Below are 13,010 nucleotides of genomic sequence, written 5' to 3'. Positions count from 1 at the left end.
AAAAAACACACTAACCAACACTCTTCCCCACCCCCCCCCTCTCCCTACCCCCCCCCCCCCACACCACAACCCCCCGGGGGGGCGCCTACTGCTGGCCGTCGCCCCCCGACCTGTTTCGTGTGCGTGCCGTCGTGGTTCCAGCTTGGAATGGGTACTCCCAGGAGAGCACGCGGAGGTGGGCGCATGGTCGGTGACAGGCCCTCGTGGGCGCGGCGTATCGCTGTCGAGCGGGTGGCCCGTGGGTGGTCGGAGCGGGAGGCGGTGCGGGCGCTGCGGGAGCGCGCGGCCGTGGAGACGGCTTCGGAAGACAGCATGGTCCGCCGGTGGGAGCGCTGGGAAGACGGTGAGCTGCCGGACGACCGCTGCCGGGCGGGCATCGCCGCGCTCTTCGGCACCGTGACGTACGCGCTCTTCCCGGCGCCCCCGCGGCGGGGCGGGGACCGGGAAGGCGTCGACGCGGCCGGCAGGGAGACGCTGGAGATCGTGCGCCGGCTCGAACGGTCCGACATCGACGACGTCACGCTCGACGCCCTGCGGGTCACCGTTGACCGGCTCGCGTCCGAGTACCCGTTCGTGCCGGGTGAGCGGCTGCTCGTCGAGGGGCGGTGGTGGCTGCGCCGTGTCGCCGGCGCGCTGCACGCCGGCGGCCTCACCCTCGCGCAGCGGCGTGAGGTGCTCGCGGTGTCCGGGTGGCTCGCCCTGCTGGTCGGCTGTGTCGAGTACGACATGGGGGCGCACCGCGCGGCGGAGTCCACGCGGCAGGCGGCGCTGTCGCTGGCGGCCGAGGCCGGTCACGCGGAGATCGCCGGGTGGGCGCACGAGATGCGGGCGTGGTTCGCCCTCACCGACGGTGATTACCGGGGCGTCGTCGCGGCGGCGCGGGCCGGGGCCGAGAGGGCTCCGCACCGTGGTGTGGCCGTACAGCTCGCCGCGCAGGAAGCCAAGGCATGGGCGCGGCTCGGGGAGCGCCGGCGGGTCGAGGCGGCCCTGGAGAGGGGGCGGCTGCTGCTGGAGCGGATGCCGTACCCCGAGAACCCGGAGCACCACTTCGTGGTGGACCCGGCCAAGTTCGACTTCTACGCGATGGACTGTTACCGCCTGGCCGGCGAGGACAGGCTCGCTCGCCTGCTCGCCGAGGAGGTGCTCAGGGCGGGAACGGACGCCGACGGCACCGAGCGGTCGCCGATGCGCAACGCGGAAGCGCGGGTCACGCTCGCCGTGACGGCGGCGCGTGCGGGGGATCTGGAGCAGGCGCTCGCCCTGGGGGTACGGGCCCTGGGAGGAGACCGCCGGTCGGTGCCGTCGCTGGTCATGACCGGCGGGGAACTCGCCGCCGAACTCAGGAGCCGGTACGGCACCGAACCGGGGGTGCGGGACTACCTCGCCCTGGTTCGCCGTATGGGCCGCGGGGTCAGCCGATGTTGAAGTCCATGTCGGTCACGTACCAGGCGCCGTCGAGCTTGCCGGCCCCGATCTTCACGTCCAACTGGCCCGAATCCACGCCGGTGGAGTTCGACACGATGACCTCTTCGAGGGTCTTGCCGTCGATGGTGATGCGGTCGGCGGGGAAGACCGCCTTCTCGGCGGAGGCGTCGGAGGGTGCGGTGGCCTTCACCTCCGGGTCGGCCGGGGGCGGGTCGGGAGTGAACGACTCCATGAACTGACCGACCGTCTGCTGGATCCGCTTGCCCTGCGGTGAGTCCTCGGCGCAGGTCTCCTCGCTGCCGGTCCGCGCGGGCGACGAACCGGTGGCCGCCTCCCCCATCAGCAGGCACGCCCCCTTCGTGTCGCCCTTGACGACCGCGGCCACCCACGCCTCGACGGCTCCTTCGGGGGTCTCCCCTCCTTCGGAACTCCCCTCGGCCGTCGCGGACGAACCGGCCGTCGCGGCGGACGAACCGGCCGTCGCGGACGGGGCCTCCGTCGCCGGCTTGTCGTCCCGCGCGGTGGCGGAGTCCGTGGCCGATCCGTCCGAACAGCCCGTGAGGACCACCAGCGCCGCTGTCGTCAGCGCGCCCGTGGTCATCCAGCCCGCGCGCCTTCTTCTGTGCGTCATCGACACCCTCCGACGGTTCTCCGACAGTTCTCTCCGACAGTTCTCTCCGACAGTCCGAGAGACGGGAACGGAAGGCGCGCGGTTCGGATCCGGAGGTGTTACTTCACATGGACCGGACCGCGGCGGTCGCGGTGTGGTCGCCGCGGCACCGGAATCGTACGGCCGGTCCGCTACTCGTTCCCCCGGTACAGCTGGAGATCCTGGTTCGCGAACAACTGGACGTAGCCGCACTGCCAGCAGATCAGGCCGGTCGCGGACTCGTTCGCCCAGGCCAGTTTCATGAACTCCATGCCGGAGCTGTTGAGGAGGACGGGGCGGTCCCGGAAGTGTTCGCTGCCGCAGATCTGGCAGGTGATCCGGATGTCTCCGACCGCCGCGCGGACCGGTTTCTTCGCCATGGGGGGTATCTCTCCTGTCGGAACCTGTTCAGAGGGGGTTGGCCGGCCAGCCCAGCAGACGGGCGCCGATCACCGCGGTCTGCAGGGTGTAACGGTGGACCGGGTCGGAGGGGTCGGCGCCGGTGATCCGGTGGATGCGTTCCAGCCGGTAGGTGAGGGCGCGCACGCTCAGGGAGAGCCGGCGGGCCGCCTCCGCCGCCACGCAGCCGGAGTCGAAGTACGCGGTGAGCGTGTCGAGCAGCGGCTCGGCGCCGCCGCGGGCCTCGCGCAACGGGCTGAGGGTGCTGGCCACCAGGTCGGCCATGGCCTGGCGGTCACGGGTGAGGACGGGGTAGACGAGGAGGTCCGCGGCGCGCAGCAACGGCTCGTCGAGTTCCAGGCGCTCGGCCAGGTCGAGGGTGTTCAGCGCCTCCTCGTAGGACTGGACGACCCCGGCGGCGCCGGGCTGGGAGCGGCCGACGGCGACCTGGCCGCCGTCGGTGGCGGTGTGCGCCAGCTTGGCGAAGAAGGTGAGGATCTCCTGCTGGTCGCCGGGGGCGACGCACACCAGGCGGCCGTCCTTGGTGGTGAGGAGGATGCGGCGGTCGCCGAAGCGGCCGATCAGCGCGCGCTCCACGTCCCGGGGGACGGGGTCGCCGTCGTCGTACGCCAGGGCGCCGCGCGCCACCGCCACGGCGTGCTCGTAGGCCAGCCGCAGGCCGTAGCGCTCGGCGCGCTCGGCGACCCGGCCCAGGTCGCTGCGGCCGTAGAGCAGGTCGTCGATGAACTCCCGGCGGGCGGCCTCCTCCTGACGCACGGCCAGCCGCTGGGCCCGCTCGTACCCCTCGGCCAGCGCGTCCACGGCCTGGGTGACGACGGCCAGCACGCTGTCGGGGGTGACACCGGGGCCGGTGGGCCAGTCGGCGCGGGTGGCGTCGAGGTGGGCGACGACCAGGTCCCGCAGCTTCAGGCCGGCCTCCGCGGCGCGCTCCCCCAGGGCGCGGCGGGAGTCCAGCTCTTCCCGGTTCAGCCGGCGGCCGGTGGCGGCGGCGGAGGCGAGGAGGGCCGCGTAGCCCTCGGCGTACGCCCGCGCCGCCTGCCGGTCCGCCACCTCCGCCCACCCCCGCCGCACCCGTCGTGTCACGTCCATGCCGTCGCCGGCGCCTTCCAGGGTACGGGCGGCCACTGTCAGCCGGTGATCTCGACCTTGCCGTCGGGGACGGCGGGCCCGGGCCGCTCGGCGGTCTCGCGGGAGGTGATGTTCTTCAGCAGGTCGGCCAGGTCCATGCCGGTGGTGGAGTTGAGGAGTTCCATGCCCTGGGCGACGTTGTCGGCGACCGTGCGGGACAGGCGGCTCGCGCCGTCCGTGGAGATCACCGTCATCTTGTCGACGGCGGACAGCGGCTCGGACGCCTTCGCCACCACCTGCGGCAGCACCTCGACCAGCATCTGGAGCACCGCCGCCTCGCCGTACCGGTCGAAGGCGTCGGCCTTCTTCTCCATCGCCTCGGCCTCGGCCGCTCCCTTGGCGCCGATCGCCGCGGCCTCCGCCTCGCCCTCCAGCCGTACCGCCTCCGCGATCGCCGCGCGCCGGGACCGCTCGGCCTCACCCTGCTTGAGTCCCTCGATGGCCTGCGCCTCGGCCAGCGCGCTACGGCGCTGCTTCTCGCCCTCACCGGTCAGCCGGGCCCGCTCCGCCTCCGCCTGGGCGGCGGCGATCCCGGCCGCGCGCTCGGCCTCGGCCTGCTTGACGCGGGCCACCCGGCGGGCCTCGGCCTCCTGCTCGGCCTCGTACCGCTTGGCGTCGGCCGGCTTGCGGACCTCGGTGTCCAACTGGCGGTCCTTCAGCGCCGCCTGCCGTTCGGCGACCTTCTCCTGCTCGGCGAGGATGTCCTGCTGCCGGGCGGCCTCCGCGAGCGGGCCGGCGGCGTTGGCGCGGGCGGACGCCTGGTCGGTCTCGGCCTTGATCTCGGCCTGCTTCAGGTAGAGGGTCCGCTGGGCGACCGCGATCTCCTCCTCGGCCTTCAGCCGGGCCTGCTCGGCCGCGCGCCGCGCCACCGCCTCGGCGATGTCGGCCTCCTGCTTGGCCCGGGCGGCCTCGGGACGGCCGAGGTCCTCCAGGTAGGAACCCTCGGTGGTGATGTCCTGGATCTGGAAGGCGTCCAGGACCAGGCCCTGCCCGGAGAGGCTGGCCTCCGCCTCCTCGGCCACCTGGCTCGCGAAGGCGGCCCGGTCGCGGATGACGTCCTCCACCGACATCCGGCCCACGATCGCGCGCAGCGCGCCGGACAGCACCTCCTGGGTGAAGCCGACGATGCCGTCCTGCTGCATCAGGAACCGCTGGGCGGCGGCCCGTATCGCGTCCTCGGTGCCGCCGACCTTGACGATGGCGACGCCTTCGAGGTGGGCCTTGACCCCGCGCAGCGTCACCGCGCCGCGCACGGCGACCGGGATGTGCCGCGAGGACAGGTCCAGGGTGAACTTCTGCTGCACGAACGGCACGACGAAGACACCGCCGCCGACCACGACCTTCTGGCCGCTGTTGTCCGTGAACACCCGGCCGGTCTCCGGGTCGGTGGACTTCTTGCCGCGCCGGCCGGTGACGATGAACGCCTCGCTCGGCCCGGCCACCTTGTACCGGCTGACGACGACCAGTGCGAGCAGCACCAGGAGTACGACGACTCCCAGTGCCGCGATCAGGACAGGACTCATGGCTGTGCCCCCGTATGGGTTCGTGGAGAAAGGTGAGTTTCAGCTGTCGACCGGGCGGACGACCACCGACGTCGAGGTCGGGGCCGCCTCCACCCACACCCGGGTTCCGCGCGCCACCGGCGCCGCGCTGCGCGCCGCGCACTTGAGGGGCTGGCCGCCGAGGTGGAGCAGCACCTCGCCGTACCCGTCGGCGGGGATGGCGGTCACCACCTTGCCGGGGGTGCCCAGCAGATGGTCGGCGGTGGGCGTCACGGCGGTCTGGTCGCGCATCAGCGCCCGGCCGAGGCGGTACGTCAGCCAGCCCGCGCCCGCTCCGGCGAGCACGCCCGCCGAGGCGGCGCCCACCGGGCCCGACCAGCCGCTGCCGAGGACGATGGCGCCGGTGAAGCCGGTCATCGACGTGAAGCCGGCGAGGACCGGCAGCGACAGCCACCCGTCGAGTACGCCGCCCAGCGCGCCGTCGAGAGCACCGTCGAGGGCGCCTTCGAGGACGCCGCCGAAGATCAGCGACAGGGCGAGCAGCACGACCCCCGTGATGCCGAGGCCGAGAAACCAGGCCATGCGTGCCGCCCCCTCTCGCCCTGCCGCCGACCTCCGGTGCGGTGGAGTCTGGCATGGGGCGGCGCGGGCCGTCATTGCCGGATTCCGGCAATGTTCCTACGTCTTCCCTGCCGCGCCTTAACGCGTTCTTAACGCCCCCCGGGAGGGCATGGCAGTCTGTTGCCTCGTGCCTAGCCTTCCGCATCAGAGTCAGCAGGGAACGCCCGCCGCGCACATGGTGGTCTGCGGCGACGACGGGCTGGCGCACCGGCTCGCCGCCGAACTACGCGGTGTCTACGGCGAACAGGTCACCCTCGTCGTGCCGCCCTCCGGGCGCCGGGTGCGCCAGCCGGTGGTGGGCCGCGCCCGCGCCGCCTCCGCCGCGCTCCTCGACCTGGTGAACGCGGCCGTCAACCGCGACGGCGGCGGCGGGGGCGGGGCCGGGGGTGGCGGGGGCGGTGGCGGTGGTCAGGAGATGGAGGCCGGGGAACCGACCGAGGACGTCCTCGCCGAGGCGGGCGTGGCACGGGCCGCCGCGCTGGCCCTGGTCTATGACGACGACGAGACCAACATCCGCGCCGCCCTCACCGCCCGCCGCCTCAACCCCCGGCTGCGGCTGGTGCTGCGCCTGTACAACCGGCGGCTCGGCCAGCACATAGAGGAACTCCTCGACCAGGCCGCCGCGCTGGCCACGGGGACGGCCACGGGGGCGGCCACGGGTGAGGCCGGGACGGCGTCCGGGTTCGACGCCTCCACGACCGTGCTCTCGGACGCCGACACCGCCGCGCCCGCGCTGGCCGCGACCGCGCTGGTCGGCACCAGCAAGGTCGTGGAGACGGACGGGCTGCTGCTGCGCGCGGTCGAGCGGCAGCCGCCGCGGCCCGGCGAGGTGGCCGACCCGGGGCTGTGCACGCTCGCGCTGCTCTCCGCCACCAGCAACGACCCCGCCGGTACGGACGGTTCGGAGGAGAGCGGCGACCAGGGGCCGCGGCTGCTGCCCGACGCGGCGGAGGTGGCCCGGGCGACGGGGCGGGGCACCGTCGTACTGGAGCAGGTGTCGTACTCCGGGCCCGCGCTGTCCGCGCGGGGCGGGGTGGTGCCGCCGTTCGCCTCGCTGTTCTCGCGGCGGCTGCGGTGGTCGATCGCGGGCCTCGCGGCCTGTGTGGTCGCGCTCGCGGTGGCGCTGACGCTGGTGACCGGGGAACATCCGCTGCACGCGACGTATGTGACGCTGCTGGACCTGTTCGCCATCAACGAGCCGGCGCTGGAGGGATCGGCCGGGGAGCAGGTGCTGCAACTCCTCACCGGGCTGATGGGACTGCTGCTGCTGCCGGTGCTGCTGGCGGCGGTGCTGGAGGCGCTGGGCACGCTCCGGACGGCGACGACGCTGCGGAAGCCGCCGCGCGGGCTCGGCGGGCATGTGGTGCTGCTGGGACTCGGCAAGATCGGTACGCGGGTGCTGACCCGGTTGCGGGAGCTGCACATCCCGGTGGTGTGCGTGGAGTCCGACCCCGAGGCGCGCGGCATGGCGACGGCGCGGCGGCTGCGGGTGCCGGTGGTGCTGGGGGACGTCACCCAGGAGGGCGTGCTGGAGGCGGCGAAGATCCACCGGGCGCACGCGCTGCTGGCGCTGACCAGTGTGGACACGACGAACCTGGAGGCCGTGCTGTACGCGCGGTCGGTACGGGCCGACCTGCGGGTGGTGCTGCGGCTGTACGACGACGACTTCGCGACGGCGGTGTACCGGACGCTGCGGGCCGCGCATCCCGGGGCGCTGACGCGGAGCCGGAGCGTGACGCACCTGTCGGCGCCGGCGTTCGCCGGGGCGATGATGGGGCGGCAGATCCTGGGGGCGATCCCGGTCGAACGGCGGGTGCTGCTGTTCGCGGCGGTACGGGTGGCGGGGCATCCGCAGTTGGAGGGGCGGACGGTCGGGGAGGCGTTCCGGGCGGGGGCGTGGCGGGTGCTGGCGCTCGACACCGTGGCCTCCGGCGGTCGTGCGGGTGGGGGTGGAGGTGCGGTGGATGTCGCCGGGGCGGGGCTGGTGTGGGATCTGCCGGACACGTATGTGCTGCGCGGGTCGGATCGGGTGGTGCTGGCGGCTACGCGGCGGGGACTGGCGGAGTTGCTGGGGCGGCGGGGGGTACGGCGGGGGGCGGGTGCGTAGGGCTGGGCGCCCCGCGCGCCCAGCCCCCACCACCAGAGGGCTCCGCCACCTGGACCCCCGGCCTGTGCGCACCCACCACCGACTCGGTCCGCCGAGAGGTCCCCTCGACGCCATCCGCCCGCAGCCGGGCGCCCGGGGGCCTCAGGGGCGGGGCAAGTGGCGTTGCGCGAAGTCGAGTTCCAGTCGCAGCTGCTTGATGCGTTCGTCGACCACCAGCGAGCCGTGCCCCGCGTCGTAGCGGTAGACCTCGTGGACGGCTCCCCTGGCCTCCAGGCGCTTGACGTAGTTCTCGACCTGGCGGATCGGGCAGCGGGGGTCGTTGACGCCCGCCGAGATGTAGACCGGGGCCTTCACGTCGTCGACGTACGTCAGGGGGGAGGACGCCGCGAAACGCTCGGGGACCTCCTCCGGGGTACCGCCCAGCAGCGTGCGGTCGAGGGCCTTCAGCGCCTCCATCTCGTCGTGGTACGCGGTGACGTAGTCGGCGACCGGGACCGCCGCGATGCCCAGGGCCCAGGCGTCCGGCTGGGTGCCGATGCCGAGCAGGGTGAGGTAGCCGCCCCAGGAACCGCCCGTGAGGATCAGCCGGGCGGGATCGGCGAGGCCGGAGGTGACCGCCCACTCGCGGACCGCGGCGATGTCCTCCAGCTCGATGAGGCCGACCCGGTGCTTCAGGGCGTCGGTCCAGGCACGGCCGTAGCCGGTGGAGCCCCGGTAGTTGACCCGGACCACCGCGTAGCCGTGGTCGACCCAGGCCGCCGGGCCCGCGGCGAAGGAGTCGCTGTCGTGGTAGGTCGGGCCGCCGTGGATGTCGAAGACCGTCGGCAGCGGACCGGTCGCGCCCGCCGGCTTCTGGACCAGGGCGTGGACGCGCCCGCCGGGGCCCTCCACCCACACGTCCTCCACCGGCACCGAGCCCGGCGACTTCATGCCCGGGGGGTCCAGGACGACGCGGCCGGAGGTGGAGCGGACCGCCGGGGGCCGGGCGGCCGACGACCACAGGTACTCCACGCTGCCGTCGGGGCGGGCCGTCGCCCCCGAGACCATGCCGGCCGGGGTGGGGATCTCGATCAGCTCGCGCGCCGCCAGGTCGTAGCGGAACATCTCGCTGCGCGCCTCGAAGCTGTGCACGATCAACAGGCCCGAGCCGTCGGGGAACCACTCGGCGCTCACGTCGCCCGGCAGTTCCAGCGCCAGGTCGGTCTCCTCGCCCGTCGCCACGTCCCAGACCAGCGGCTCCCAGCGGCCCCGCCGCTGGTGCCCGATGAGCAGCCGGGTGTCGCCGTCGACGGGGGCGAAGCCCAGCACCTCCAGGCCCAGCTCCCGCGTGCCGCCCTCGGTGTCGTCCAGCTCCGCGACCTTGGTGCCGTCGGGGCGCAGCACGCGCAGCGCCGAGTGCATCGCGTCGCCGTGCTCGGTGTGCTCGACGGCGATCAGCGAACCGTCGTGGGAGAGGTCCCCGACGCCCGCCGACTCGCGGTGCCGGTAGATCTCCACCGGGGCCTCGTCACCGCGCGCCAGGTGGATCGTCGTACCGTCCTCGTCCGTGGAGCGGCCGATCACCGCCGTGCGGCCGTCGCGGCCGAGGGCGAGGCCCGCCGGGTAGGAGGGGTCGAGGCCCGGCACCGCCAGTTCGTCCGCGCCGCCCGCGAAGGGCTGCCGGCGCCAGACGCCGAACTCGTCGCCGTCCTTGTCGTCGAACCACCAGATCCACGCGCCGTCCGGCGAGAGCACCCCGTCCGTCGTGCCGTTGGGACGGTCGGTGGCCTGCCGCTGTTCGCCGGTGGACCGGTCCCAGGCGTACAGCTCGTACGTCCCCGTCACGTTCGACACGAACAGGGAGCGGTCCGGCGCGTCCTCCGCCCAGTCCGGCAGGGACACCCTCGGCGCCCGGAACCGCTTCTCCCAGTCGGGCATGGACCCGTTGCTCTCACTCATGGCCCCATACTGCCCGGCCGGGCGGCCCTCGCGCAGATCCGGCCCCCAGCCTGTGGACAACTCCGACCCCGCGGCCGTCACGCGCGCCCGAACCCGTACCGTTGAGGGCGTGTACCGGTTCCTGCTGACGCCCCGCTGGTGGGGGATCAACGTCTTCGTCGTGCTCGCGATCCCCTTCTGCGTCTTCATGGGCTCCTGGCAGCTGAGCCGGTTCGAGGACCGGGTGGACGACCACCACACCGCGGACCGGCTGGCCGAGGCGGCCCAGACCCAGGCCGCCCGCCCGCTGGCCGACCTGCTGCCGGTGGACAAGGCGACGGTCAACCACCGGACCACCGTCACCGGCCGCTACACCGACCAGCTCCTCGTCCCCGACCGCACCCTGGACGACCGCGAGGGCTACTACGTCCTGACGATGCTGCGCACCGGCTCCGGCCGGGCCCTGCCCGTGGTACGCGGCTGGCTGCCCGGCGAGGCGGACCCGGCGAAGGCCCCGGCCCCGCCCGCCGGCGAGGTCACCGTCACCGGCGCGCTCCAGGCGTCCGAGACGCCGGGCGACAACGGCGTCAGCGCCCGCGGCGGCCTCCCCGACGGCCAGACCGCCGCGATCAGCGCGGCCTCGCTGGTCAACCTCGTGCCGTACGACGTGTACGACGCGTACGTCACCCTCGACAAGGGCGACTCGGGGATGCGGGCCGTGCCGCTCAGCGAGACGCAGGACTCCGGTCTGGACCTGAAGGCGTTCCAGAACCTCGGCTACACCGCCGAGTGGTTCGCGTTCGTCGGCTTCGTGGTCTTCATGTGGTTCCGGCTGCTGCGCCGCGAGGTGGAGCTGGCCCGGGACGCGGAGCTGGGGCTGGCCCCGGCGGACGAGTCCGCGCAGAACGGTCCGGAATCCGCCGCCGACGAAGAGAAGCAGCCCGCGGGGAACCTCTGAAGGCCGGCCGCGGGGAACACTAGGACCCGGCCAGCACGCCCGTCCAGTACACCGTCCCCGCGCAGGCGTTGGCCACCGTCGCCGTCGCCGCGCCCGCACCCGTCTCCGTCGTGTACGTCACGGCCACGCTGCCGTCGGCCGGGGCGTCCGCCGCGATCAGCTGGGGCGTGGTGCCGGTGGTGGTGCTCGCGTTGTCGGTGGTGCCGGTGCCGGTGGTCTCGGTGGGCGACGGGTCCGGTGAGGGGTCCCCGGTGCCGCCGTCCGTGCCCCCGCCGGTGGTGGGGCAGGTCTCCGAGGGCACCCAGGCGAACCGCACCTCGTACGACGCGCCCGGCTCCAGCAGCAGCTGCCCGGCCTCCAGGGACGGGTCCGGCAGCCCGGTCGCCGGGTCCCCGGCCGCGTGCCGCGCGGTGCCGATCCTGGTGGGGTCCGCCGCGCCCTGGGCGGTCACGCTCACCGAGCCGGGGCCGCCGACGGCGCAGCCGGCCGAGGAGACGTTGCTGACCCGGAAGGAGCCGTAGACCACGCCGGTCGAGTCGGGTGCGGCGCTGGAGCCCACGGCGGCGCCCAGCTGGTCCGCCGTACAGACGGCCGTGGCGGTGCCGCTGCTGGTCGAGGGGTCGGCGCCGGTGGCCGCCCCGCCGCCGACGGCGGTCTCCTCGCCCTTCTCCTTCTCCTTCTGCCCGGCCTCCCCCTTCTCCTTGCCCTTCTCGGGGGAGCCGACCGTGGCGCTCTGCCCGCCGGCCGGGTCCTTGCCCTGGCCGGAGCCGCCCTGCGCCTGGGAGGCGTTGCCGGCCACGGACGGGTCGGCGCCCGGACCGGTGGAGTGGGAGACGTGGAGCAGGGCGGGGACGGCGGTGCCGATGAAGAGGGCGGCGGCGACCATGCCCACGGCGGCCTGCCGCTTGCGGGCGCGTCGGGCGGGGACCGCGCGGCGCAGCTGCTCCAGGGCGCCCTCGCGGGGCTCCACCTCCTGGACGGCCTGGTGGAGCAGTCGGCGCAGGGCCAGCTCGTCCGGCGCGAGCCCGTCGCCGGCCTCCGCTGCGGCCTCCGCCCCGGCCTTTTCGTCGGCCTCCGCCCCGGCCTCCGGCCCGTCCCCGGGCGCAAGTTCCTGCCCGTTGTCGAGTTCGTAGGGGCCGTGGTTCACAGTTCCATTCCCAGCGTGCGAGTGGTTCCGCTCTTGTCCGTCCGGTCCGTCCGGTCCGTGCGGCACACCGGTGCCGTCGCTCATGCCGGCTCCCCCATGGCCAGCCTGAGGGCGGCGATGCCGCGCGAACCGTACGCCTTGACCGAGCCCAGCGATATGCCGAGCGTCTCGGCCACCTGCGCCTCGGTCATGTCGGCGAAGTACCTGAGGACCAGGACCTCGCGCTGGCGGCGCTGGAGGTTCTTCATCGCCTTGATCAGGGAGTCGCGCTCCAGCTGGTCATAGGCGCCCTCTTCCGCGCTCGCCATGTCGGGCATCGGCTTCGACAGCAGCTTCAGGCCGATGATCCGGCGGCGCAGGGCCGACCGGGACAGGTTGACGACCGTCTGCCGCAGGTACGCCAGCGTCTTCTGGGGGTCACGGACCCGCCTGCGCGCCGAGTGCACGCGGATGAACGCCTCCTGCACGACGTCCTCGCAGGAGGCGGTGTCGTCGAGCAGGAGCGCGGCCAGGCCGAGCAGCGACCGGTAGTGGGTGCGGTACGTCTCGGTGAGGTGGTCGACGGTGGTGCCCGCCGCCGCGACGTCCTCGGCACCGTCTCGCTGCGCCGGCAGGGGTGCGGGCTGGGCTGCGGGCATGGGGGCGATCACCGGCATGCCACCGGCCGCGCGAGCACGCGCGAGCCGACGGGTCGGCCGGAGGGCCGTGCCGCGTGCCGCCGCTGGGGGTACCCCCTGCTCGAAGAGCTTGGGGGACAAGTCGAGAACCTCTGCCACGCCAGTTGGACACGCGTCGCCCCATGAGGGTTGTACGCGTCGCGCGCCTTGTTCACGTCGTTCGCTCTCGCGTCCGGCTGTGCCCCCGCTGGTACCTCGTTCGCCGTCATGCGTCCCGCTCTTCCCCTGTGTGCCCTACGGCGTGGACGTCCCCACGTCCGCGCCTCGGCGCCCCCGCGCCCCGGATGGGGTGACCGCAAAGACGCTCCCCGCCGTCCGCGTGGTTGCGGACGGCGGGGAGGAAATCCTCTGACGGCACCCGGTCATTGATCAAGGGATCCGGACCGACGACCGGATCACACCGTTAACACAGATCCTACAAACGTTTCACGTGAAACGGACCGGTATTTTCCCTCCGCC

General features: G+C 73.8%; 11 protein-coding genes. 3 read left to right on the top strand and 8 right to left on the bottom strand.

The genetic code is table 11. From position 1 onward, the window contains the following. Positions 1-183 precede the first annotated feature (183 nt). Positions 184-1,425, top strand: coding sequence for an XRE family transcriptional regulator (locus ACZ3IG_RS18385; RefSeq protein WP_467433127.1), 1,242 nt, complete (start codon positions 184-186; stop codon positions 1,423-1,425). Here the strand turns inward: ACZ3IG_RS18385 and ACZ3IG_RS18380 are convergent. The 5 genes from ACZ3IG_RS18380 to ACZ3IG_RS18360 form a co-directional block, all read right to left on the bottom strand. Beyond that, positions 1,412-2,056, bottom strand: coding sequence for a hypothetical protein (locus tag ACZ3IG_RS18380; RefSeq protein WP_467433125.1), 645 nt, complete (start codon positions 2,054-2,056; stop codon positions 1,412-1,414). The two genes, ACZ3IG_RS18385 and ACZ3IG_RS18380, sit on opposite strands and share 14 nt — an antisense overlap. A 170-nt stretch (positions 2,057-2,226) precedes the next feature. Then, the gene (locus ACZ3IG_RS18375) at positions 2,227-2,454 is read right to left on the bottom strand and encodes a hypothetical protein (RefSeq protein ID WP_467433124.1); all 228 of its coding nucleotides are present in this window, start codon (positions 2,452-2,454) and stop codon (positions 2,227-2,229) included. Between the two features lie 28 nt (positions 2,455-2,482). Continuing rightward, positions 2,483-3,583: a PucR family transcriptional regulator gene (locus ACZ3IG_RS18370; protein ID WP_467433122.1), complete on the bottom strand. Its 1,101-nt coding sequence runs from the start codon at positions 3,581-3,583 to the stop codon at positions 2,483-2,485. A gap of 38 nt (positions 3,584-3,621) precedes the next feature. Then, entirely contained in the window at positions 3,622-5,145 is a 1,524-nt protein-coding gene (locus tag ACZ3IG_RS18365; RefSeq protein ID WP_467433119.1) for an SPFH domain-containing protein, read from the bottom strand. 39 nt (positions 5,146-5,184) lie between these two features. Further along, positions 5,185-5,706: a hypothetical protein gene (locus ACZ3IG_RS18360; protein ID WP_467433118.1), complete on the bottom strand. Its 522-nt coding sequence runs from the start codon at positions 5,704-5,706 to the stop codon at positions 5,185-5,187. Positions 5,707-5,920: 214 nt separating this feature from the next. Between ACZ3IG_RS18360 and ACZ3IG_RS18355 the strand changes: the two genes are divergently transcribed. Next, entirely contained in the window at positions 5,921-7,852 is a 1,932-nt protein-coding gene (locus tag ACZ3IG_RS18355) for a potassium channel family protein (protein WP_467433161.1), read from the top strand. A gap of 141 nt (positions 7,853-7,993) precedes the next feature. On the opposite strand, the gene ACZ3IG_RS18350 is transcribed toward ACZ3IG_RS18355, so the two are convergent. Further along, on the bottom strand, positions 7,994-9,790 hold the full coding sequence (locus tag ACZ3IG_RS18350) for a S9 family peptidase (protein ID WP_467433117.1): 1,797 nt from the start codon (positions 9,788-9,790) through the stop codon (positions 7,994-7,996). Between the two features lie 109 nt (positions 9,791-9,899). On the opposite strand from ACZ3IG_RS18350, the gene ACZ3IG_RS18345 reads away from it, so the two are divergent. Beyond that, entirely contained in the window at positions 9,900-10,727 is an 828-nt protein-coding gene (locus ACZ3IG_RS18345; protein WP_467433114.1) for an SURF1 family protein, read from the top strand. A gap of 19 nt (positions 10,728-10,746) precedes the next feature. Here the strand turns inward: ACZ3IG_RS18345 and ACZ3IG_RS18340 are convergent, their stop codons facing one another. Both ACZ3IG_RS18340 and ACZ3IG_RS18335 read right to left on the bottom strand, forming a co-directional pair. After that, positions 10,747-11,874: a hypothetical protein gene (locus tag ACZ3IG_RS18340; RefSeq protein WP_467433113.1), complete on the bottom strand. Its 1,128-nt coding sequence runs from the start codon at positions 11,872-11,874 to the stop codon at positions 10,747-10,749. 80 nt (positions 11,875-11,954) lie between these two features. Beyond that, positions 11,955-12,530, bottom strand: coding sequence for a SigE family RNA polymerase sigma factor (locus ACZ3IG_RS18335; RefSeq protein ID WP_467433110.1), 576 nt, complete (start codon positions 12,528-12,530; stop codon positions 11,955-11,957). Between the last annotated feature and the right edge of the window lie 480 nt (positions 12,531-13,010).

It is taken from the genome of Streptomyces sp. NPDC016677, from assembly GCF_055562815.1.
Note: the sequence above shows the minus strand (reverse complement) of the source record. Positions and strands in the feature narration are given on the sequence as shown.

Coding starts and splice junctions, on each gene's coding strand:
- ACZ3IG_RS18385 (WP_467433127.1), top strand. CDS start 184: ATGGTCGGTGACAGGCCCTCGTGGGCGCGGCGTATCGCTGTCGAGCGG.
- ACZ3IG_RS18380 (WP_467433125.1), bottom strand. CDS start 2,056: ATGACGCACAGAAGAAGGCGCGCGGGCTGGATGACCACGGGCGCGCTG.
- ACZ3IG_RS18375 (WP_467433124.1), bottom strand. CDS start 2,454: ATGGCGAAGAAACCGGTCCGCGCGGCGGTCGGAGACATCCGGATCACC.
- ACZ3IG_RS18370 (WP_467433122.1), bottom strand. CDS start 3,583: ATGGACGTGACACGACGGGTGCGGCGGGGGTGGGCGGAGGTGGCGGAC.
- ACZ3IG_RS18365 (WP_467433119.1), bottom strand. CDS start 5,145: ATGAGTCCTGTCCTGATCGCGGCACTGGGAGTCGTCGTACTCCTGGTG.
- ACZ3IG_RS18360 (WP_467433118.1), bottom strand. CDS start 5,706: ATGGCCTGGTTTCTCGGCCTCGGCATCACGGGGGTCGTGCTGCTCGCC.
- ACZ3IG_RS18355 (WP_467433161.1), top strand. CDS start 5,921: ATGGTGGTCTGCGGCGACGACGGGCTGGCGCACCGGCTCGCCGCCGAA.
- ACZ3IG_RS18350 (WP_467433117.1), bottom strand. CDS start 9,790: ATGAGTGAGAGCAACGGGTCCATGCCCGACTGGGAGAAGCGGTTCCGG.
- ACZ3IG_RS18335 (WP_467433110.1), bottom strand. CDS start 12,530: ATGCCGGTGATCGCCCCCATGCCCGCAGCCCAGCCCGCACCCCTGCCG.